Raw genomic sequence first — 19,675 nt, 5'->3', positions numbered from 1 at the left:
CCCGATGTCCATCGAAAAGGTTCTGTACACCGCCCAGGCCACCTCCACCGGCGGCCGTGAAGGCCGTTCCGTCTCCTCCGACAACGTGCTGGATATCCAGCTGTCGACCCCGCGCGAGCTGGGCGGCGCCGGCGGCCCGGGCACCAACCCGGAACAGCTGTTCGCGGCCGGCTACTCGGCTTGCTTCCTGGGCGCGCTGAAGTTCGTGGCCGGCCAGGCCAAGGTCGCGCTGCCGGCCGACACCACGGTGACCGGCAAGGTCGGTATCGGCCAGATCCCGACCGGTTTCGGCATCGAAGCCGAGCTGACCATCAGCGCTCCTGGCGTGCCGCGCGAGCAGCTGGAAGAACTGGTGCAGAAGGCACACATCGTGTGCCCGTACTCGAATGCCACGCGTGGCAACATCGACGTGACGCTGGTCGTTGCCTGATGGAACCGGGGTCGGGTTCATTTCGCCTTGTGAACGGGATCCGACCCCGATTCAGGTAATCTGACGAAATATGATGGCGATTTGTTTGACATATCCACCAGTGGCGACTAAGCTTCGCCTGCGAAGCTTAGTCGCCACTGGTGGATCAGATCCGACTGAAGGACCCTGTGGCCCGCATTAGCCTCAGTCCTGCACTCCTGAACCAATTCAAGCGCTCAGTTTGACAATGGGTCACTGCGGCCTCAGGCTTCGCCTGCGAAGCCTGAGGCCGCAGTGACCAATGAAAAATGACCTGCGAGATCGAGCAGTAATAGACGCAACGGCGGAGCTGATTGACGTATTTCAGCTCACCCTGCTGACGGCCTCCCAGGAACTGCCGTCTACGCGCTGCATCAGCCACGCTTCGCTCGTACCGATCATCCAGCGGACGCAGAAGGCGCTCACCTCAGGTACGTTCCGCACCTACTCTGCGGTCAGGATCATCGCGGTGTTGGAGAGCGCTGAACTGCTGCGCCGGTTGCCACTGACGTCACCACGGGGCAGGCCCGTGAAAATCTACGTCCTGGGCTTCAATGAAACCTCGCAGCCCTCCGCTCTGGAGGTCATGCAGGCTTACCGTCCCGCCGGGACGCTTTGCTATTTTTCGGCCCTGGAACTGCACGGGTTGACGACCCAACCGACACCTCACTATCACCTGGCGGAATTCAGGCCAGGCATAGCGTCTTCTGCCGTCGAGCCGCCGGCAGAAAGCAGTGACAAACCGCAATCTCTCGGCGTTGAAGTGTTCACGCTTGAGGATGTGAAGTGCTTCCTGACCAGCCGCGACCCGAACAATCTCCAGGGCATACAACGCCGCCAGCTCCACTCGCAGTGCACGGTGCGGGTCACCACACTTGAGCAGACATTGCTCGATTGCCTGCATCGCCCCCGAAGCGCCGGCGGGCCGGCCGTTGTTTTCGAGGCCTGGGCATCCGGCTTGCCCCGATCAAATGCCGCAAAGCTTTGGGCGCTGCTCGACTCGATCCAAAACCCCAACCTGATGCGGCGCGCCGGTTACATGCTGGAGTACCACCAAACCACTTCTGCCTTGCTGGATCAGATCCGCAGCGCACTGAGGGGTTTTCCCACCGACCAACCTCCCGAATCACTGCTTCCAGGCATTCCATACAGCAATACCGCGAACGACTGGCACCTGCGAACACCTTGAGGAAAGTGCATGAATCGGAGTCAACAGGATGCATGGAAGCGCGAAGCCCTCGATATGTGTTTCCAGGCACTGGCCAGCTGCAACGAACTGTCCCGAAAAATCGTCTACAAAGGTGCCCGCATCCTTGCCCTGCGGCTTGGAGGGCAACAAAGAGCGTCTTATGACCTGGATGCCAACATCCTTCTATCGTTCGCGGTCAGAACGCCAGATAGAAACGAGCAGTCAGCAATCCTGCACGACTTGTTCAGCACTGCGATTTCCAACTTCGCTTCGGCACAGGATCCTGTACGTTTCGAACTGGACAGATTGGACATCACGCACAACCCACCCAACCATCCCATGGGCTGGAATGCCTTTGATGTGAAGGTGAGATTGAAAGACTTCAACAACGAAGGCGTTCGTGGGCTTCCGTTCGTTTCATTTGACGTTGCTGCGCCAGAGGCCCTGGGTGACATTGCCGTTGCCCCATTGGAGGTCGATGGGCACACCGTATTCGCCTACACGCTTGAGCGCATCGCTGGCGAAAAGCTCAGGGCATTTCTCAGCTCGCTTCCCGCCTATCGGACCAAAGTCCAGAAGCCAGGCGAAGTCGTCCGCGTCAAGGATATCTATGATGTTTCAAAGATACTGGCAGCGCATCCGCTCGAAGACACTGCGTTCTGGAATGCCGCGGGCGCCGAATTCAAACTTGCCTGCGCGTCCCGCTTCATCGACTGCAGCAACATGGCAACGTTCTCGGAAGCTCTCGCCGTTACCAAGGCCACTTACGAATCTGACCCGACCTTACCCAAGGACATCGACTTCAACACCGCGTGGACGAATCTGCAGGCGATTGTCGCCTATTGGGAATCCTGCCTCATCCTGCCTATTGCCAACCCATTCCCCATCCAGAAGACGTAAAAATGGGCGGATGCCGGTCGAAACCGAACATCCGCCCATCCCACCTTCGTTGTCCCGCACGGGGGCATGAGGTTGCCGGCCAGCGGCCGGCACTACCAGGTCACTTTTCGCTGGTGATCAGCTGCACGACGCTGGAGAAATCCAGCTTGCCGCGGCCAGCCTGGTGGTTCATCGAGTACAGGTTGCGGGCCACTTCGCCCAGCGGGATCGAGGCGCCGACACTCATCGCCGCTTCCACCGCCAGGCCCATGTCCTTCAGCATCAGATCGCTGCCGAAGCCGCCGCTGTAGCCGCGCGAGGCCGGGGCGTTTTCCAGCACGCCCGGCCACGGATTGCACACTTCGGTGGCCCAGCTGCGGCCGGTGCTGACCGCCATCATCTGCGACAGCACCTTCGGATCCAGCCCGTGCGCCACGCCGAGGGCGATGGCTTCGCCGGTGACCGCCATGATCACGCCCAGCGCCATGTTGTTGCACAGCTTGGCCACTTGGCCGGCACCGCTGGCGCCGACATGGAAGATGTTCTTGCCCATCGCCTGCAGCACCGGGCGGGCGCGCTCCAGCGCATCCTCCTCGCCACCGACGATGAAGGTCAGGGTGCCGGCCTGGGCACCGGCGGTACCGCCGGACACCGGTGCGTCGATCATCTGCAGGCCACGTGCGGCAGCGGCTTCAGAGACCTTGCGGGCGCTGGCCGGTGCGATCGTGCTGCAGTCGATGACCAGTGCGCCGGCCGGAATCGCGGCAAGAATGCCGTCATCGCCCAGGTACACGCCTTCGACGTGGCGGCTGGCCGGCAGCATCGAGATCACCACCTCCGCATCGGCCAGGGTTTCGCGCGCCGATGCGGCCGCGCTGGCGCCGGCATCGACGGCGGCCTGCACCGCGGCCGGGACCAGATCGAACACGCGCACGGTGTGGCCGTTCTTGACCAGATTGGCGGCCATCGGGCCACCCATGTTGCCCAACCCGATGAATGCAATGCGGCTCATGCAAGGCTCCTTTCAACAAGGGGAGTGCCCAGGTCGGCCAGCGGATGCGCGGCATCGGCCCAGGGGGAAGCGAAGAAGGTGTCGGCCCACGCGCCGGTGGCCTCGGCCAGAGTGGCCGGGTTCCACTGCGGATTGCGGTCCTTGTCGATCAGCAGCGCGCGGATGCCTTCAGCGAAATCACCGTGGGCGGCGCAATGCAGGGCGACGATGTACTCCAGGCGATAGATCGCGGCCAGGCCCTGGCCGGCACTGCGGCGCTGCAGTTCGTACGACAACCGTGCCGAGCCTGGTGCACCGGCGGCGAGGGTCTTCTGTGCCGCCTGCAGCCAGGCATCGTCGGTCTGCAGAGTGGAGATGCGGCCGATGATCGCGGAGAGGTCATCGCCTTCGCACAGCGCATCGACCTGCGCCGCATTGGCCAGCAGCGGACCGGTCGCGGCGTCACTGGCATGCGACTGCAGCAGATGGCTGAGCCGTTCGTGGTTGTGTGCGGCATCGCTGGACCACGCGACCTGCAGCAGCGCATCGAACACCGCGCTGCGGCGTTCTTCGGCCACGTGCACGTCGGCCAGGCCGGCGTAGATGGCGTCGCCCGGATTGAGCAGCGCACCGGTCAGCGCCAGGAACAGGCCGCCCTTGCCCGGTACGCGCGGCAGCAGCCAGCTACCACCCACATCCGGGAACAGACCGACGGTGATTTCCGGGAAGGCCAGCTTGGAGCGCTCGCTGACCACGCGGTGGCTGGCACCGGACATCAGGCCGATGCCACCGCCCATCACGATGCCGTGGCCCCAGCACAGGATCGGCTTGGCGTAGGTGTGGATGAGGTAATCGACGCGGTACTCAACGTCGAAGAACTCAGCGGCGTAGTCGTTCTCGCGGATGTCGCTGCGGCCGGCCTCGCGGAAGGCGACCATGCTCTTGTACAGGCTGTGCAGGTCACCGCCGGCGCAGAACGCCTTTTCGCCTGCGCCCTGCAGCACCACCATGGCGATGCCGTCGTCGTCGGCCCAGGCATTCAACTGCTTCAGCAGCAGGTGTGCCATCGGCAGCGAGAAACCGTTGAGCGTACGTGGCGCATTGAGCGTGGCGATGCCGATGCGCGTGCCATTGCCGGCTGCGCGCTCTTCGAACAGCACCGGTGCGTCGTCGGCAGCGGTGTCGGTGCTCATGCGTTCTTCCACTGCGCAGCGCGCTTTTCCAGGAAGGCGGTCACGCCCTCGACCTGGTCGGCGGTGTCGAACAGGTCGACGAAGGCTTCGCGTTCGGCCACCAGCGCCGAAGCGTGGGTACCGGTGCGGGTGGCCTGCACCAGGGTCTTGCAGGCGGCGATGCTGGTCGGGCTCTGCTTGCCGGCCTTCTTCGCCCATTCCAGCGCCAGCGCCTTGGCTTCGCCCTTGCCGACCTTTTCTTCGGCCAGGCCAATGCGCAGTGCGGTGTCGGCGTTGATGCGCTCGCCCAGCAGGATCATGCGCTTGGCCCAGCCCTCGCCGACCAGGCGCGGCAGGTTCTGGGTGCCACCGGCGCACGGCAGCAGGCCGACGGTGGCCTCCGGCAGCGCGACCTGGGCGTGGTCTTCGATGATGCGCAGGTCACAGGCCAGCGCGCATTCCAGGCCACCGCCCATGGCGTAGCCGTTGATCGCGGCGATCGACACGCCACGGAAACCGGACAGCGCTTCGAAGGCTTCACCGAAGCGGCGCGCGGCTTCACGTGCAGCGGCCTTGTCGCCGGAGGCGAACTGGTTGAGATCGGCACCGGCGGAGAAGAACTTCTCGCCGTCACCGGTGATCACCAGCGCGTAGATCTCGCGGTCTGCGTTGAGCGCGCCGACCAGATCACGCAGCGCCGACAGGCTGTGCACGGTCCAGGTATGCGCCGGCGGGTTGTTCAGGGTGACCACGGCGGTGTGGCCATCCACCTCCACCTTCAGCCCCACGTGCTCCTGGGTACGCCAATCCTTCATCGCAGTTCCTCTTCGGTGTTGAGCAGGTGACGGGCAACGATCACCCGCATGATCTCGTTGGTGCCTTCCAGGATCTGGTGCACGCGGCAGTCACGCAGCAGGCGCTCGATCGGGTATTCGCGGATGTAGCCGTAGCCACCATGGATCTGCAGTGCTTCGTTGCAGACGTTGAAACCGGCATCGGTGGCGAAGCGCTTGGCCATCGCGCACCACACGTTGGCATCGCTGGCACCGGCATCGAGCTTGCGTGCGGCGGTGTGCACCATCTGCCGTGCGGCCACCAGCTGGGTGACCATGTCGGCCAGCTTGAACTGCAGGGCCTGGAACTCGGCCAGCGCCTTGCCGAACTGGCGGCGCTCGCCCATGTAGCGGCGCGCGGCATCCAGCGCACCCTGCGCGGCACCCAGCGAGCAGGCGGCGATGTTGATGCGGCCGCCGTCCAGGCCCTTCATCGCCAGCTTGAAGCCGCCGCCTTCCTCTCCCAGAAGGTGGCTGACCGGCACGCGGACGTTTTCGAAGGTGATGCCGCGGGTGGGCTGGCTGTTCCAGCCCATCTTCTCTTCCTTGCGGCCGAAGCTGATGCCCGGCAGGTCCGACGGCACCGCAATGGCGCTGACACCGCCGGCACCGGCACCACCGGTGCGCGCCATCACCACCAGCAGCTCGGTGGCACCGGCGCCGGAAATGAAGGCCTTGGAGCCATTCAGCACATAGAAGTCGCCATCGCGCACGGCGGTGGTCTTCAGCGACGCCGCATCGGAACCCGCACCCGGTTCGGTCAGGCAGTACGAGGCCAGCTTGAGGCCCGAGGACAGATCGGTGCCCCACGCATCGCGCAGGGCCGGCTGGCCCCACCTGGACACCATCCACGAGGCCATGTTGTGGATGCTGATGTACGCCGCGGTCGACGGATCGACGTTGGCGAGCTCCTCGATGACGACGGCGGCGTCCAGTCGGCTCAGGCCGCTGCCGCCCACTTCCGGGTCCATGTACAGGCCGCAGAAGCCCAGTTCACCGGCCTTGGCGATCGCCTCGCGCGGAAAGATGCCCTCCGCATCCCATCGCGCGGCGTGCGGCGCCAGTTCGGCCTGTGCGAAGTCGCGCGCCGCCTCGCGGTACGCCTGCTGCGCTTCTTCCAGTTCCGTCGTCATCGAGTGGCTCATGGCTGCTCCTGCCGTTACTTCAGGCTGATCGTGGTGTTGACGCCGTGGCTCAGCGTCTCGTCATCGAACCAGCGCGCGGTGACCGTCTTGGTCTGGGTGTAGAACAGCACCACCTGCTTGCCGTACGGGCCCAGATCGCCCAGCTTGGAGGCGCGCGAACCGGTGAACGAGAACAGCGGCACCGGCACCGGGATCGGCACGTTGATGCCGACCTGGCCGACGTCGATGTCTTCCTGGAACTTGCGCGCGGCGGCGCCGGACTGGGTGAACAGTGCGGTGCCGTTGCCGTTCGGGTTGCTGTTGACCATCGCGATGGCTTCTTCCAGCGTCTCTGCTTCGAGGATGACCAGCACCGGCCCGAAGATTTCTTCCTGGTAGATGCGCATGTCGGTGGTGACACCGGCAAAGATGGTCGGGCCGACAAAGTTGCCCTTTTCGAAACCATCGACCTGCGGCTTGCGGCCATCGAGCACCAGCTTGGCGCCCTGCTCCACACCCGACGCGATCAGGCCTTCCACGCGCTCGCGGGCGCTGCAGGAAATGACCGGACCGACGTCGGTGCCGGCGACGGTGCCGCCGCTGACCTTCAGGGTCTTGGCCTTGGTGACCAGGTCCTGCACCCAGTTGCGTGCTTCACCGACCAGCACCAGGGTGGAGGCGGCCATGCAGCGCTGGCCCGCGGCACCGAAGGCGGCGCCGACCATCGCGTTGAGGGTCTGTTCCTTGTTGGCGTCCGGCAGCACCACGGCGTGGTTCTTGGCGCCCATCATGCACTGCACGCGCTTGCCGGCCAGCGAGGCACGGTTGTAGACGTGGGTGCCGACGCGGGTGGAACCGACGAACGACACGGCCTTGATGTCCGGGTGGTCGCAGATCGCGTTGACCACTTCCTCGCCACCGTGGACGACGTTCAGCACGCCCTTCGGAATGCCGGCTTCCAGCGCAAGCTCGACCAGGCGCATGGTCACCATCGGGTCCTGCTCGGACGGCTTGAGGATGAAGGTGTTGCCCGTTGCAATCGCCATCGGGAACATCCACAGCGGGATCATCGCCGGGAAGTTGAACGGGGTGATGCCGGCGCACACGCCCAGCGGCTGCATGATCGTGTAGGTGTCCACGCCATTGGCCACGTTGTTGGCCAGCTCGCCCAGCTGCAGGTTGCCGATGGCGGCGGCGTGCTCGACCACTTCCAGGCCGCGGAACACATCGCCTTCGGCGTCCGGCAGGGTCTTGCCCTGTTCGGCGGTGAGGATGTGGGCCAGCTCGCTCATGTTCTCGCGGATCAGCTGCTGGTACTTCAGGAAGATGCGCGCACGGGTGCCGATCGGGGTCTTGCGCCAGGTCTTGAAGGCTTCCTTGGCAGCGGCGACGGCGGCGTCCACTTCGCCGGTGGTGGCGAACGGCACCTTGGCCAGCACGTCCTGGGTGGCCGGATTGATCACGTCCTGCCAGTGGGAGGTGGCCGATTCAACGAACTGGCCATCGATCAGCATGCGGATACGGGGCGCTGCAACAGTCATGACGACAATCCCACAGGGTGCGAAAGATGCTTGGCATTATTCACAGCACCCACCTCGATTTCCGGGCTGAATCCGCTTAATCTGGCCAACACGCCAGACGATTCATGTTAATTCTGTGAATTATTCAGCCCCCCAGCGACAACTTGGCCTGCGCCTGCTGCGGCTGCGCGAGCAGCGCGGCTACAGCCAGGCGGATCTGGCACGGGCGCTGGGGCTGTCGGCCAGCTACCTGAACCAGATCGAGCGCAACAAGCGCCCACTGACCCCGGCTGTGCAGAAGAAGCTGGGCGAGGTATTGGGCGACGTTTCCGCACTGTTCGACGAGGATGAGCCCGCCGCCCTGCAGGAAGCGCTGGGCGAGACCCTGCGCGACCTGGGCCTGGCCGAGGTCAGCGCCACCGAACTGCGCGCGCTGGCCGGCAACCTGCCGCAGGTCAGCCGCGCGCTGCTGGACCTGCACCGCCGCCACCTGGCGCTGCGCGAGCATGCCGCCGCACTGGAATTCCAGCTGGGCGAGCCCGGTGCTGGCAGCACCCTGCCGGCCGGCGACCAGGTGCGTGAGTTCTTCAACCGCATGCACAACCACATTCCCGAGCTGGACGAGCTGGCCGAGCAGCTGTTCGCCGAATGGGGGCTCTCGCCCGGGCACGTGGCGCCGCGGCTGCGCCAGCTGCTGGCCGACCGCCACGGCGTGCTGGTGGAAGTGGCCGCCCTTCAGGCCGGGCGTGAGAAGCGGCAATACGATGCCGGTGCGCGGCGGCTGTGGCTGCCCGATTACCTGGAGCCCGGCCAGCAGGCGTTCCAGATGGCGGCCGAGCTGGCACTGCACGGCTACCTGCCGCAGATCGATGCGGTGGTGGCGCGTGCCGGCTTCACCGATGACGCGCGCATCGCGCAGGCACGGATCGGTCTTTCCAACTATTTCGCCGGCGCGCTGGTGATGCCGTACATGCGCTTCCTGCGTGCGGCGGAAACCAGCAGCTACGACATCGAACTGCTGGCGCATCAGTTCGGCGTCGGCTTCGAAGCGGTCTGCCACCGGCTGAGCACGCTGGCGCGACGCAGTGCGCCTGGCCTGCCGTTTTTCTTCATCCGCGTGGATCGCGCCGGCAACGTGTCCAAGCGTCATTCGGCCACCGATTTCCACTTCTCTCAGGTAGGTGGGTCGTGCCCGCTGTGGATCGTCTACGAGGCGTTCAACCAGCCCGGGCGGATCCTGACGCAGACCGCGCGCATGCCCGATGGGCGGCGCCACTTCTGGCTGGCGCGGCAGGTCAGCAGTGGCCCGGTGGGCCATGGCCAACCGCGCAAGACGTTCGCGGTGGCGCTGGGGTGCGATCTGCAACATGCCGAGCGGCTGGTGTATTCACTGGGACTGGATGTGCAGAGCCCGGGCAATTCGGTGTCGATCGGGCCGGGGTGCCGGGTGTGCCCGCGCGAGGACTGCATGCAGCGCGCGTTCGCGCAGTTGCCGGGGAGGTAGGGGAGTTTTGCAGGGCTGCGCCCTGCACCTGCTTCAATTCAAGGCAACAGCAAAAGCAACAGCGGGCCTTCCGTGGGATGGCGGGGTGGGTCCGGTTGCGGGGGACGCTGCAAGTCCCCCTCCGGGGCCCGGCCCAGCCGCTGGCGGCTGTGCGTTCGTGTAACGGCGCGCGATAAATCGCCCGCCGCTGGTGAGATAAACGATGGGCCACCAATGTTGCGCCCAGCGGAATGAAATTGCACGGGGCGGAACCGCCCCGTGCCCTGGCTTCCCTACCAGGTCGTGTAGATCAGCTCCCGCCGCTGAACAGCCTGGCGGCCGATGGTGTAGCGGATTGGCACTACCCGGTCCTTGAACTGACTGAAGACTTCCCGCATGGCCGGGTGGTCGTTGATCGTCAGGATGGCTGAGCCGCGCAGCCCTGCCATCTGACGGGCCAGCTCCTGGTACTGGTCCATGCCAAAGGGAGCGCCGTACCCCTCGGTCTCCCAGTACGGCGGATCGAGGAAGAACAGGCTGTCGGCGGCATCGTATTTGGCCACGCACTGCTGCCAGGACAGGTGCTCGACGGTGACCTTATGAAGCCGGAGGTGCGCAGCACTCAAATCCTCCTCAATCCGCAGCAGGTTGAGGCCCTTGCCGCCCCGGCCGAAACCGGGGGTCTGGCCAGTCGCCTTGCCACCCCATGCCAGTCGCTGCAGGTAATAGAAGCGTGCGGCACGTTGGATGTCGGTCAGGGTGTCCGGGTGCTGGAGCTGGCACCATCGGAACATCTCGCGGCTCGTCAGCGCCCATTTGAACTGGCGGACGAACTCTTCCAGGTGGTTGGCCACTACCCGATACAAGCGCACCAGCTCGCCGTGGCAGTCGTTTAGGACTTCAGCCCTGGCCGGCTCCCTGGCGAACAGCAGAGCAGCGCCACCAGCGAATGCCTCGACATAGGTGCGGTGGGGGTTCTCGGCCACCAGGGGCAGCAGGTGCGGCAGTAGGCGGGTCTTCCCGCCCGGCCAGGGAAACAGCGTTGTGGTCTTCATTCTCAGCCTCTGCGATGGATCTCGGCCAGACTGAGCCTCCCCGCGCGAGGGGGCTGGGCCTTGGCCAATTGCACGCGGGCTGTCGCGTGTGTTGCGGCGCCGGCCGATCAGTTCCCGCTGATCGGCCGGCGCCCAGTTCTTGCACTACTTGCCGGACTCAAGGACAGCCAGGCGCTGCTCGATGTTGGCCAGACGCAGCTCGACCGCCTCTCGCTCGCGGCGGTCGCGGCGAGCCATAGCTGCCAGAATCCAAGCATGCAGCTCGGAGGTGCGGAAGCTGTAACGGTCACCGGCTTCCCTTGCTGGCTCGACGAGGATTCGCTCAGCTGGCTTCCCCTCTAGCACGCAGATGCGGCGCGCCTCGACAGCTGGGGCCAGCAGGCCGCCTTGTCGCTCTGGCGTGAGCATCTCCCCCTGCCGTGCCGGCTCCAATTCTTCGCCAGTAGCTTCGTCGTACTTGGCCGGAATGATTGCGTAAGTAGCTGGTACCACCTCATAGACCGCATCCTGCGCGGGGATTTCAAGCCACTCCCCTTCCTGCGCTGGAATCTCATGCCATACCTCCTCCGTGGCTGACCAAGAGTCGTAGCAGAATGCGCTGTAAGCGAACGGGTCCAGATCGTGCTGCTCCATCACTGCAGCAGCGGCTTGAACGGCCGGACCGGCATGCCAGCGAGCATCGTCACCCTCCTCGGAAACGCGCTCCAACCACTTCCACTTCATCGCCAGCTCGTTGATCTCCAGGAATGCCGCTTCCTCAGCATCCGTCATGGTCTCCAGCGGGGTTTTCAACCGAGCGTCGGATGCGCTGATCGCCGTGTTCTGCGCGAAGAACTGGTTGAACGGAAGCGCTGCTGTACCAACAGTCTGCGTATTGGCTGTGAATGGCGTGAGGGACGTGCCAGTACGAGCCCCCGAATCAGTGAACTGGAACAGAGTCGACACCTGAGCACCGAAATTCGGGGATCTCAGGTTGACGTTCAGCCGAGTGCCATCCGTGTTGACCATGAACCCGTAGGTCGCCGACAAGGACTCGAGCCAAAACCCGGCGCCGGCTGCGAGGCTTCGGATAGCGTTGTTCGAAGTGTAGGTCTTTGCGCCGGCGATGTTCTCATCACCGACGTTGTGGACAACGTTGGGCTCAAGAGCGAGTAGCTTCGCCGTTGCGTAGACGATCCCGGCCGGCTCTGCAGTCACAAGATTCCCAGCTCCACCAAGCGGAGGCGCGAGGTAAGCGACTCCCACCTCACCACGCTTGGCAAGCGTGAAGCCGCGAGTGTACGCAGGAAGCCGGATCCATAGATCTACACCTGTGAATGAGCCTGGAGAGCCAGCCAGCGTCAAACCAACCTGAATCGGGATAGATGGTGCACCGTCCTGCAGACGCAGGTGGCTGACCATGTCGTCAACAATGCTCTGAGTGAGCGCAGAGATTGCAGAGCTGTAGCCCTTGACCGAAGCGGTGACAAGATCACGGGCGAATTTCGTCGTGTTGATGTTGCCGCTTCCAGCGTCGAACATCAGCATGCTGCCTGCAGCAGGTTGCCAGGGAAGGGTTGCCAGGCGGATCCACTGCACAACGGTGTTGTTGATCCCCAGCGGTTCGGCGGGTATGGCACCGGCCCATTGCGTGCCAGTAGCAGACCTCTGTACGAACTGCCCAGCCGTGCCGCCCGAGGGAAGCCCCTGCTCGCTGGTTGCCAAGCCCGCCCGAATCGCACTGACCAGCACCTTCACGTTGCTGCCCCCTTGGACAGCAGGAATCGCCTCATTACCGGTGAGCGCAGCGGCGTTGGGGAGGCCAGAGATCTTTACGTCGACCATTTTCGTTACTCCAGAATCAGGGGGTCGCCCGCTTCGGTGACCAGGCGATCGCCTGCCTCGGTCACCAGCTGCGCGCGGTACAGGAAGGTGTGCTGCTGGATCTGCCAGCTGCGGTAGCCATCACGGATGGCTTCGACTTCGACACGGATCTGCTTTCCACCGCTGCCGGCGGGCGGCGTGTAGGTGTCGGTCGTGCCGCTGATGGCGGCCTGCGTCCGCACCAATGCCCCGGCGAGGTACCAGCGAACGGTGTAGGTGGTGCCAGGCTCCGGCCCAATGTTGCCCTGCGTGGTGTCGACCAGCTGGTCGGCCTGCAGGATGCGATCGCGGTGTGCCCACTGCACCGTCAGTTCGGTGCCGAAGGTCCACAGCTCCGGCGGGTAGGCCTCACCCTGCACGCGCAAGCGGCCGGGCGGATAGGGCCGGATCTGGCGACGCTGCAGCGTCAGTCCGATCGTCGTAGCCAGATCCGGATTCAGCTCACCCTGGCTGGTGCGGGTGATCAGCTTCGCCTGGGGCGATTCGTTGGCCAGGTACTCGCGCCCGTCGAAGCCGACGTATTCGTCGGTGAACCACACCCGCGTGCCCACGGCATGCGGCATCGGCACCGTGTCCACGCATCCACGGGCCACGGTCAGCGTCGCGGCCACCGGGTCGATCGAGACCACGCGGACCAGCTCGTCATCGATCAGCGCCTCGGTGCCGACCTCGATCATGTCCAGGCTGACGCCGGCGGACAGCGCGATCGCCGTTGTGGTGGCCGTCATTGCGGTGATCAGCAGGCCAGTGGGGGCGAAGTCGGCCGCGCCCGCCTCGGCGAACGGCGCGCTTCCCAGCCGGGTCTGCAGCGTGTAGCCGAACGCCACCGAGGTCGGCCGCACACCGATCGAAGTCAGGTAGCCCACGTCAGGCGACACAGCAGCCAGCTCCGACGCCCCAAGCGTCGTGGCCAGGTCGCGGTAGCTGGCCTCCTGCAGGCGCTGCACGGTGACCGGCTTGGGCTTGGTGTCCGGCTCCACCCAGGCATTCTCAGAAGGCTGGATGTAGCTGGCAGCGGCCATGCCGGCGACGTCCTGGACGACGGTCAGCACCACGGCTGTCTCGGTCTGTGTGCCGTCGTCGACGTCCAAGATGCGCACTGGCATGCGGGCAACGCCGCGCCGTGGCCACGACAGGGCACGCACCTGCCCGCGCTTGAAGGGGCCGGCGTCCTGACGCACCCGGATCTTCACCCTGCAGGGCAAACTGCTCACTGCAGCTACTTCGCGCGCTGCAACCCGCCCCGCGAGTGCTGCGTTCCACAGGCCGGGATAGTTCTTGCGACTGCTGACGACCCGGCCCTGCGCCTGAACGCTGGCCAGGTTCTGGTAGGTGACAGCTGCGTCCTTGTTGGTGGCGATATCCCGGTAGACGATCGTGATCTCATTGACGCTGCCTTCCAGCATCGGCTGTTGCCACTCCAGCAGCTCGATGATGTTCGCCGGGCCGATCTCCTCCAGGGTGGCTGGGTCATAGTCCGGCCGCACCAGCACCAGCTCGGTCAGCCCCGTCACCGGATCCTCGATGCGCATGCCACCAATGTGGTCGCACACCATGTCCATGAACTCGCCTGCAGGAACTGATCGGGACCACTTCAGGCACAGGCCGAACCCTTCGTTCTTCAACGTCTGTGCCGCCTTGCGGAAGCTTTCGTCGTTGATCACGTCGATCGGGTGGCCCATGCCCTCTGTGCGCACCTGATAGATGATGTGCGCCGGGTTCATCCCTTCATCGATCTGCACCAGGTCGCCCTGCCAAAGCCCCTTCTTCCAGCCTTGGCGCCAGCGCGAGACCTTCTTCGTCCAATTCTTGATGTACGGGTTCATGGCCGACACCTGGCCATTGAAAACCGTCGTGAACAGGCCACGGGCGGCTGGCCACGGGCCGGGCACCAGCGACTGCAGATAGGTGCTTGGCATCTGGGCGGGCTCGCCCATGCGCACCTCCAGCGTGCCGACGATGCCGCCTTCGCCCTTGTCGCCGCCGAAGATCTCCGGCGCCAGGATGGTGATCGAGCGAGACGCCGTAATCGGGCCGGTGGCAGGCACCGTCCTGGGGATGTTCATCCCGAGCACCTTGGTCCATGCCGTTTGCGCGCTACCGTCCCAGACCTTGCGGTCGCCTACGCGGATCTCCCGCAGTGCGTCCACCGGGCCGAGGCATTCGCCCATATAGAGGGCCATGTAGTAGCGATAGCCTACGGTCTGTTTCTTGCCACTACCCACGGCCAGCCTCCTCGCGGGCGATCGCCGCCAGGCGCCGTGCGAAGGCGTCGTCCAGCGCTTCGAACTGCTCTACCGGCAGGCCTTCATCCAGGAAGCGACGCAGATCCAGACCGTGACGATCCATCCAGCTGCGGATGCCGGCGGCGCACAGCACGCCGCTGTGTTCGCCCAGCTTGGCCGCGCGGGCGTGCTCGACGGTAACCAGGACAGGACGATCCATCACTTCTTGCCACCCTTGACCTTGATCGGTGTGGTGCGCAGATCGCCGTAGAACAGCACGTTGGGATCATCGATCCAGTTCGTACCGAAGACCATGCTGCACTCGCGACCGTCCTCGGCGGTGGGGACATTGAAGTCCTCCAGGGCGGCCGGCTTCGGAACCGTAGGCTTCGGGCGCATCACGTAACTGACGATCAGCGCCACGATCATTACGACGATTTGAACCCACATAGGAGGCTCCTTTAGAAGATGGGATCGGGTCCGAAGGGGTTCTTCGGCGGTATGGTGTGCTGGCCGCCGTAGTTCGGTGCGTTGTTGAACTTCTCGTGGCAGATCTGCAGGGCGTGGCCACAGCCGGGGTAGGCGGATACCAGTGCGCCCGCTGCGAGCGGCGCTGCGGTAAGCAAGGTGAGGGTCGGCCCAACATGGCCCACCACGAAGCGGTACTCGACGGCCGTGCCCTGGACCCACTTGATGAATCCACCGACGAACCAACCGTCCGGCTTCGCCGCGAAGGCAGTGGACGTGATCGTCTGAGCGGATGCGGCTGACAACACGCCATCGACCCGGAACAGCTCCGGATTCAGACCGCAGTCGGCGTCGAACAGCGCGAACGGACACTGCGCCTGCCAGCACCGGCGGAGGCCGTTCGTCGCAGCGGCGCCGGCATTGCTCTGACAGGTCAGGAGCAGATCATTCTGCCGCTCGCTGAAGTCGCTCAGCACCCCGTTCCAGGTGCCGCGGATCGCGCCGTCGCTCTTCCGGATCCGCCGCCAGCGAACGACGATGCGATCGGTCGGCGGAAATGGCCGCAGGACTGACGCCAAAGAGATGGACAGCGGTACGGTCACCTCCAGATTGGACCTGGCCTCCTGTGCCGACTGGCCAAGGCGACCGCGTTTGATCGCCTCGGGGCTGAACGGCTGCGCATCGTAGATCTCGACCCGATCGCTGGACGTGTAGCGCCAACGCTGGGAACCGCGCCCAAATTCATACAGCTCGACATGGCGGGAGAACAGGCTCACGGTTCGCTCTCCTCAGCGCCAATGCCGGCGAAGGACACGCGGCAACGCGCGACGCCCTCACCATCGGTTTCATGGGACAGCTCCACGGTGTCGGAACTGAGGCGGGCCAGCACCATCCAGCTGATCAAGCGGATGGCACTCGGCTGCAGGGCGATGCCGTGCGGCGCGTCCAGCTGCAGGAACTCCCGCTGTGGATCCAGCTCTGTGGCCTCTATCAGCTGCCGGTACAGCACCTGGCCACTGAACAGCTCGATGCGCAGGTGGCGCCGGCCGGACTGAGCACGCCCGAAGCGGGCTACGCCCGCCCAGGCGACCACGATGCCGCTGGAGGTGGTCAGGGCTGGCTCGACCAACTCCAGATCGTCGGCCCAAGACGGCACCCACAGCGCAGCCGCGCGACCCTGCAGCCAGTACAGCAGGCTGCGCAGATTGGCCTGCTCGGTGCGTCCCCAGGTTTGCCAGGCGTGTGACTGCAGTGGCCATGCCTTGCCGGTGATGTCATCGACGGCAACAGGGCCGATATCGCCATCGATCACCACCAGCTGCCGGCCGAACTCGGCCGTCTGCGCCTGGTCGAGGTCGGGACGCTGCTCCAGCACAGGTCGACCGCGATAGACAGCCGCCGGCGCAGCTGCCGGCCAGTCGCAGGTCTCCACCGCAGCCAGGCGCACGGTCGACCGCATGACCTGGTCGGTCACGCGTTCCAAGCTGGGGGTCTCGGCAATACGAGCCGTCCGGCAAGGCAGCACACGGGTGCCAGGTGCCCAGGCATTGGCCGTGGGGCGCGCCAGCTGCAGGCCATCGGCGTTGATATCCGACACCTCGACCAGCTCGTAGGTGGTGACGTCCTTCCAGAGCATGGCCAGGCCGCCGGGGCGGTAGTCGCGCTGCGTGGCGGCCTGTACCGGGATGGACTGCACGCCCAGCGCCAGGCGCGCACTCAGCCACGACACGTCGTTCCAGACCGGCAGCGCCCAGGTACGCGCCGACCAGTCGAACAGCGCGTGTTCAAGCACCTGCCGCTCGCGCCGGTCGGCCAGCACGCTGAACTCCCAAGAGCGCCTCGGCGAACCACGCAATGGGAATCGGGCTTCGCCGCCGCCGATCGACTGCTGCACGTCGGTCGCCCAGGCCAGCGTTTCGGTGACAGGCCGCTCCCAATCCGGCGGCAGCATCCACGCCGACATGCGATTGCCGGTAATCGTGACGGTGCGGCGCCCCAGGGCCACGAAGTCGTAGGACAGCGACGCCGCGATCACCGGCGGGCCTTCGGTCGTGACCGACAGCTGCCAACGTCGCAGCTGGAGCGGCGCAAACGGCAGCGGCGGTGCGCCGGGACCCACCATCTGAACGCCCTCGCCGTTCTCAAGGGTTGCCGAGGTCAGGGTCTGCTGCTGGAGGTAGGAGTTCCAAACCTGGACGTAGCGCACCTGGTTGGTGACCAGATTGCCCAAGTCAATGCGCAGTGGCAGGACGTGGATCCGGTAGTACCAGTCGTCAAACGAGGTGCGCTGTGCCGGGCCAGCTGAGCGCTGCTCGGGCTCGACGATGGTGGCCTCACGGGTGCTCCCCAGGCGGAACACGGAACTGGCCAGCCTGGCGGTGAACGGTACCGGGATGCGGGTACGCGGGACTGCCAGATTGGCACTACGCCAGTACGGCCCGGTGCTGCTCTGGTTGGCGAGAATGATGGCCATCAGGACTTCTTCACGGCCCAGCCATAGTTGCCGCTGGCCGGAGGCGCGTTGGTCGCGCTGCTCATGGCCAGCTTGCGCAGCCAAGGAAATACCATCCACGTGTCTTCGCCGATGGTGATCTCCTGCTCGGGCTCGAGCTTTTCCAGGTAGCAGGCACGCAAGCCAGGCACCCTACCGATGGGCGACAGATAGGCACTGCTGCCTGGGCGGCGAATGCTCAGCTCGATGGGCTGCAGGATGCTGCGGCCGGAGAAGGTGTTCTCGTCGGCCCCTGCAAGGGCGTACCCCAGCCACAGACTGTCGTAGTTGGAAGACGTCGTGGTTTGATAGATCGAGCCGACACCACTTCCAGCCTGCCCTTCGGTCTCGAGCGCACCGCCGTAGTAGTTGCACAGCCGGTGGTAGCTGTTGACACGTCCATCCTCCACCGAATCGGCGCGCACGTGTCCACAGCCGGTCTCGCTGGTATTGTGACCAAATAGGACGACGTTGCTGCCGGACGTTGTGACCATGCCGCTGTAGCTGCCGGTCTTGTTCCAGTAGGTGCCATCGGCATAGGTCCCACCAGCGTAGCTGCCCGCCTTCTCAAGCACACCGAAGGCATGATGACGGTATTCGCCCGCCACGGCCTGGGCGAGGGCGACGTGGATGGCCGTGCCGTTGGCGAACAGTTTCAGCCGCGGGAAGGGTCCAGTGAGCACCCAGGAAAACGCATTGCGCGGCGAGGCCAGCGGCTGGGCGGTGACCGCTGCGTCGCCGTTGTACCCGATGGAAATCCGTGAGCCCAAGGATGTCTGGTCACCATTGAACAGGTGAACGTAGTCGGAGACCCCGGGAATGCGAACCGTTGCGGTGCGATTGGTTCCGACAAGGTTGTTGCGCTCGACGGTCCACCCGTTGGCCTGGGCAAACTGAACCACCAGGTCGATGACTGTCTGGACGTTGGGAACGTTATTGAACTCGGCGTAGGCCATCTTTCACTCCAGGGCGAAGGCGGCGAACTCGCCATCACCAGTGCGGAACACATTGGGAACCAGCAGGTGATCGACACTGCCGACCGTTGCAATCTGTTCGGCGGTGGCGCCAAAGGACGGCGTGTAGAAGACGCCATCGAAGCTGCCGTAGAACTGGCCGCCTTCGGGCATCTCATCAACCCGATTGCCGCGATCGACACTTCCCGAGCTCCAGCCGATGCCGATCAGTTGCCCGCGCTGCAACCAACGCTGCCCATCCAGGCAGCCACGCACGTTCTGGTTGCGCAAGCTGCGGCACCACGGTGAAGCGATCCGTCCCGTGACAATGGCCGAGGTCCCATAGGCATTACGTATCGGCAACCACGATTGCATCGGCGTGAATAGATAGGATTGGCTCAGGCTCGTGTTGGAACGCCCGTCGGCACTGGGATTCCAGAAGTTCGAATGGGAGTAGTCATCCAGCGATGCCTGGGCGTTCCTTCCGAGGTAGGACGCGCCAATGAACAGCGGGTAGCTCCAATCCCCGGGCAGATGCTCGGGAAGGATGAAGCCGGCATACATGGCGTCATAGCGGCCATTGATGCGGGTGATGACCTTGAAGCAACGCCCGCTGGCGATGAACCAGTACTTGATCGGGGAGTTCACCCCCAGGATCGAGATGTAGTTTGAATTGGCGCCGGGCGGATCGATGCTGGGCGCTGCCGGGTTATAGGCAATGTGCCCGCGCAAGGTCAGGTTGTAGTAGTTGCTTGCCGGCACGACCTGGGCCAGCAAAGACACATAGATTTCATCCTCGCCAGCCAACCCTCGACCCTTGAGCGACACGAAATCGCCGGCCGCGATCGGGCCGCTGGCCACGCCGCCCACCACCTGCCACTGCTGGTTCGCTGCCACCAGGGCCGCGTTGGTGGTCAGGAAATCCCGAAGGCGGGCCATGAGGTCGGTGATATTGGCTGCGGTGTCGGTTGCCCAGGCCAT

Annotated in this window: 18 protein-coding genes; 4 read left to right on the top strand and 14 right to left on the bottom strand. The window is 64.7% G+C overall.

What is annotated here, in order from left to right; genetic code table 11:
- Positions 1-4: 4 nt before the first annotated feature.
- The 3 genes from ACZLIB_RS01350 (at position 5) to ACZLIB_RS01340 (ending at position 2,537) form a co-directional block, all read left to right on the top strand.
- Positions 5-430, top strand: a complete 426-nt coding sequence (locus ACZLIB_RS01350) for an organic hydroperoxide resistance protein (protein WP_049399846.1) — start codon at positions 5-7, stop codon at positions 428-430.
- A gap of 280 nt (positions 431-710) precedes the next feature.
- Positions 711-1,637: a type IV toxin-antitoxin system AbiEi family antitoxin domain-containing protein gene (locus tag ACZLIB_RS01345; RefSeq protein WP_049463053.1), complete on the top strand. Its 927-nt coding sequence runs from the start codon at positions 711-713 to the stop codon at positions 1,635-1,637.
- A 9-nt stretch (positions 1,638-1,646) separates the two neighbouring features.
- Complete coding sequence (locus tag ACZLIB_RS01340) at positions 1,647-2,537, top strand: nucleotidyl transferase AbiEii/AbiGii toxin family protein (RefSeq protein WP_049399844.1); 891 nt, start codon at positions 1,647-1,649, stop codon at positions 2,535-2,537.
- Positions 2,538-2,637: 100 nt separating this feature from the next.
- Here the strand turns inward: ACZLIB_RS01340 and mmsB are convergent, their stop codons facing one another.
- The 5 genes from mmsB to ACZLIB_RS01315 are packed head-to-tail and all read right to left on the bottom strand — an operon-like array spanning position 2,638 to position 8,177.
- Entirely contained in the window at positions 2,638-3,528 is an 891-nt protein-coding gene (mmsB, locus tag ACZLIB_RS01335) for a 3-hydroxyisobutyrate dehydrogenase (protein ID WP_004136647.1), read from the bottom strand.
- The gene (locus tag ACZLIB_RS01330) at positions 3,525-4,700 is read right to left on the bottom strand and encodes an enoyl-CoA hydratase/isomerase family protein (protein ID WP_478468956.1); all 1,176 of its coding nucleotides are present in this window, start codon (positions 4,698-4,700) and stop codon (positions 3,525-3,527) included. Before ACZLIB_RS01330 ends, mmsB begins: the two co-directional genes overlap by 4 nt.
- Entirely contained in the window at positions 4,697-5,494 is a 798-nt protein-coding gene (locus ACZLIB_RS01325; RefSeq protein ID WP_049399842.1) for an enoyl-CoA hydratase, read from the bottom strand. The genes ACZLIB_RS01330 and ACZLIB_RS01325 overlap by 4 nt, the downstream gene beginning before the upstream one ends.
- Positions 5,491-6,657, bottom strand: coding sequence for an acyl-CoA dehydrogenase family protein (locus ACZLIB_RS01320; RefSeq protein WP_060380143.1), 1,167 nt, complete (start codon positions 6,655-6,657; stop codon positions 5,491-5,493). Before ACZLIB_RS01320 ends, ACZLIB_RS01325 begins: the two co-directional genes overlap by 4 nt.
- Before the next feature lie 14 nt (positions 6,658-6,671).
- Positions 6,672-8,177, bottom strand: coding sequence for a CoA-acylating methylmalonate-semialdehyde dehydrogenase (locus ACZLIB_RS01315; RefSeq protein WP_049399840.1), 1,506 nt, complete (start codon positions 8,175-8,177; stop codon positions 6,672-6,674).
- A 115-nt stretch (positions 8,178-8,292) separates the two neighbouring features.
- Between ACZLIB_RS01315 and ACZLIB_RS01310 the strand changes: the two genes are divergently transcribed.
- Positions 8,293-9,660: a helix-turn-helix domain-containing protein gene (locus tag ACZLIB_RS01310; protein ID WP_049421469.1), complete on the top strand. Its 1,368-nt coding sequence runs from the start codon at positions 8,293-8,295 to the stop codon at positions 9,658-9,660.
- Positions 9,661-9,932: 272 nt separating this feature from the next.
- On the opposite strand, the gene ACZLIB_RS01305 is transcribed toward ACZLIB_RS01310, so the two are convergent.
- The 9 genes from ACZLIB_RS01305 to ACZLIB_RS01265 all read right to left on the bottom strand — a co-directional run bounded on the left by ACZLIB_RS01305 (position 9,933) and on the right by ACZLIB_RS01265 (position 19,675).
- The gene (locus ACZLIB_RS01305) at positions 9,933-10,694 is read right to left on the bottom strand and encodes a DNA adenine methylase (protein ID WP_126928740.1); all 762 of its coding nucleotides are present in this window, start codon (positions 10,692-10,694) and stop codon (positions 9,933-9,935) included.
- A gap of 144 nt (positions 10,695-10,838) precedes the next feature.
- A complete protein-coding gene (locus tag ACZLIB_RS01300) occupies positions 10,839-12,518 on the bottom strand; it encodes a tail fiber domain-containing protein (RefSeq protein ID WP_180845003.1) in 1,680 nt (559 codons plus the stop codon).
- 5 nt (positions 12,519-12,523) lie between these two features.
- A complete protein-coding gene (locus ACZLIB_RS01295; RefSeq protein ID WP_180845002.1) occupies positions 12,524-14,782 on the bottom strand; it encodes a hypothetical protein in 2,259 nt (752 codons plus the stop codon).
- The gene (locus tag ACZLIB_RS01290) at positions 14,775-15,002 is read right to left on the bottom strand and encodes a hypothetical protein (protein WP_049399121.1); all 228 of its coding nucleotides are present in this window, start codon (positions 15,000-15,002) and stop codon (positions 14,775-14,777) included. The genes ACZLIB_RS01295 and ACZLIB_RS01290 overlap by 8 nt, the downstream gene beginning before the upstream one ends.
- A complete protein-coding gene (locus tag ACZLIB_RS01285; protein ID WP_040006695.1) occupies positions 15,002-15,232 on the bottom strand; it encodes a hypothetical protein in 231 nt (76 codons plus the stop codon). The genes ACZLIB_RS01290 and ACZLIB_RS01285 overlap by 1 nt, the downstream gene beginning before the upstream one ends.
- Positions 15,233-15,243: 11 nt before the next feature.
- Complete coding sequence (locus tag ACZLIB_RS01280; RefSeq protein ID WP_049399122.1) at positions 15,244-16,026, bottom strand: phage BR0599 family protein; 783 nt, start codon at positions 16,024-16,026, stop codon at positions 15,244-15,246.
- Positions 16,023-17,723 (bottom strand): hypothetical protein, encoded by a 1,701-nt coding sequence (locus ACZLIB_RS01275; RefSeq protein WP_049399123.1) that lies wholly within the window; start codon positions 17,721-17,723, stop codon positions 16,023-16,025. The genes ACZLIB_RS01280 and ACZLIB_RS01275 overlap by 4 nt, the downstream gene beginning before the upstream one ends.
- Positions 17,723-18,697, bottom strand: coding sequence for a hypothetical protein (locus tag ACZLIB_RS01270; RefSeq protein WP_049399124.1), 975 nt, complete (start codon positions 18,695-18,697; stop codon positions 17,723-17,725). The genes ACZLIB_RS01275 and ACZLIB_RS01270 overlap by 1 nt, the downstream gene beginning before the upstream one ends.
- Positions 18,698-18,700: 3 nt before the next feature.
- On the bottom strand, positions 18,701-19,675 hold the full coding sequence (locus ACZLIB_RS01265) for a hypothetical protein (protein ID WP_049399125.1): 975 nt from the start codon (positions 19,673-19,675) through the stop codon (positions 18,701-18,703).

Source organism: Stenotrophomonas sp. 220_Sma (assembly GCF_056487375.1).
The sequence above is the reverse complement of the archived record's forward strand: the minus strand, read 5'-3'. Positions and strand labels throughout refer to the sequence as shown.

Excerpts from the sequence above, each read along its gene's own strand:
- ACZLIB_RS01340 (WP_049399844.1), top strand. The coding sequence starts at position 1,647 with ATGAATCGGAGTCAACAGGATGCATGGAAGCGCGAAGCCCTCGATATG.
- ACZLIB_RS01315 (WP_049399840.1), bottom strand. The coding sequence starts at position 8,177 with ATGACTGTTGCAGCGCCCCGTATCCGCATGCTGATCGATGGCCAGTTC.
- ACZLIB_RS01345 (WP_049463053.1), top strand. The coding sequence starts at position 711 with ATGAAAAATGACCTGCGAGATCGAGCAGTAATAGACGCAACGGCGGAG.
- ACZLIB_RS01320 (WP_060380143.1), bottom strand. The coding sequence starts at position 6,657 with ATGAGCCACTCGATGACGACGGAACTGGAAGAAGCGCAGCAGGCGTAC.
- ACZLIB_RS01350 (WP_049399846.1), top strand. The coding sequence starts at position 5 with ATGTCCATCGAAAAGGTTCTGTACACCGCCCAGGCCACCTCCACCGGC.
- ACZLIB_RS01270 (WP_049399124.1), bottom strand. The coding sequence starts at position 18,697 with ATGGCCTACGCCGAGTTCAATAACGTTCCCAACGTCCAGACAGTCATC.
- ACZLIB_RS01275 (WP_049399123.1), bottom strand. The coding sequence starts at position 17,723 with ATGGCCATCATTCTCGCCAACCAGAGCAGCACCGGGCCGTACTGGCGT.
- ACZLIB_RS01305 (WP_126928740.1), bottom strand. The coding sequence starts at position 10,694 with ATGAAGACCACAACGCTGTTTCCCTGGCCGGGCGGGAAGACCCGCCTA.
- ACZLIB_RS01300 (WP_180845003.1), bottom strand. The coding sequence starts at position 12,518 with ATGGTCGACGTAAAGATCTCTGGCCTCCCCAACGCCGCTGCGCTCACC.
- ACZLIB_RS01330 (WP_478468956.1), bottom strand. The coding sequence starts at position 4,700 with ATGAGCACCGACACCGCTGCCGACGACGCACCGGTGCTGTTCGAAGAG.
- mmsB (WP_004136647.1), bottom strand. The coding sequence starts at position 3,528 with ATGAGCCGCATTGCATTCATCGGGTTGGGCAACATGGGTGGCCCGATG.
- ACZLIB_RS01325 (WP_049399842.1), bottom strand. The coding sequence starts at position 5,494 with ATGAAGGATTGGCGTACCCAGGAGCACGTGGGGCTGAAGGTGGAGGTG.
- ACZLIB_RS01290 (WP_049399121.1), bottom strand. The coding sequence starts at position 15,002 with ATGGATCGTCCTGTCCTGGTTACCGTCGAGCACGCCCGCGCGGCCAAG.
- ACZLIB_RS01265 (WP_049399125.1), bottom strand. The coding sequence starts at position 19,675 with ATGGCCTGGGCAACCGACACCGCAGCCAATATCACCGACCTCATGGCC.
- ACZLIB_RS01285 (WP_040006695.1), bottom strand. The coding sequence starts at position 15,232 with ATGTGGGTTCAAATCGTCGTAATGATCGTGGCGCTGATCGTCAGTTAC.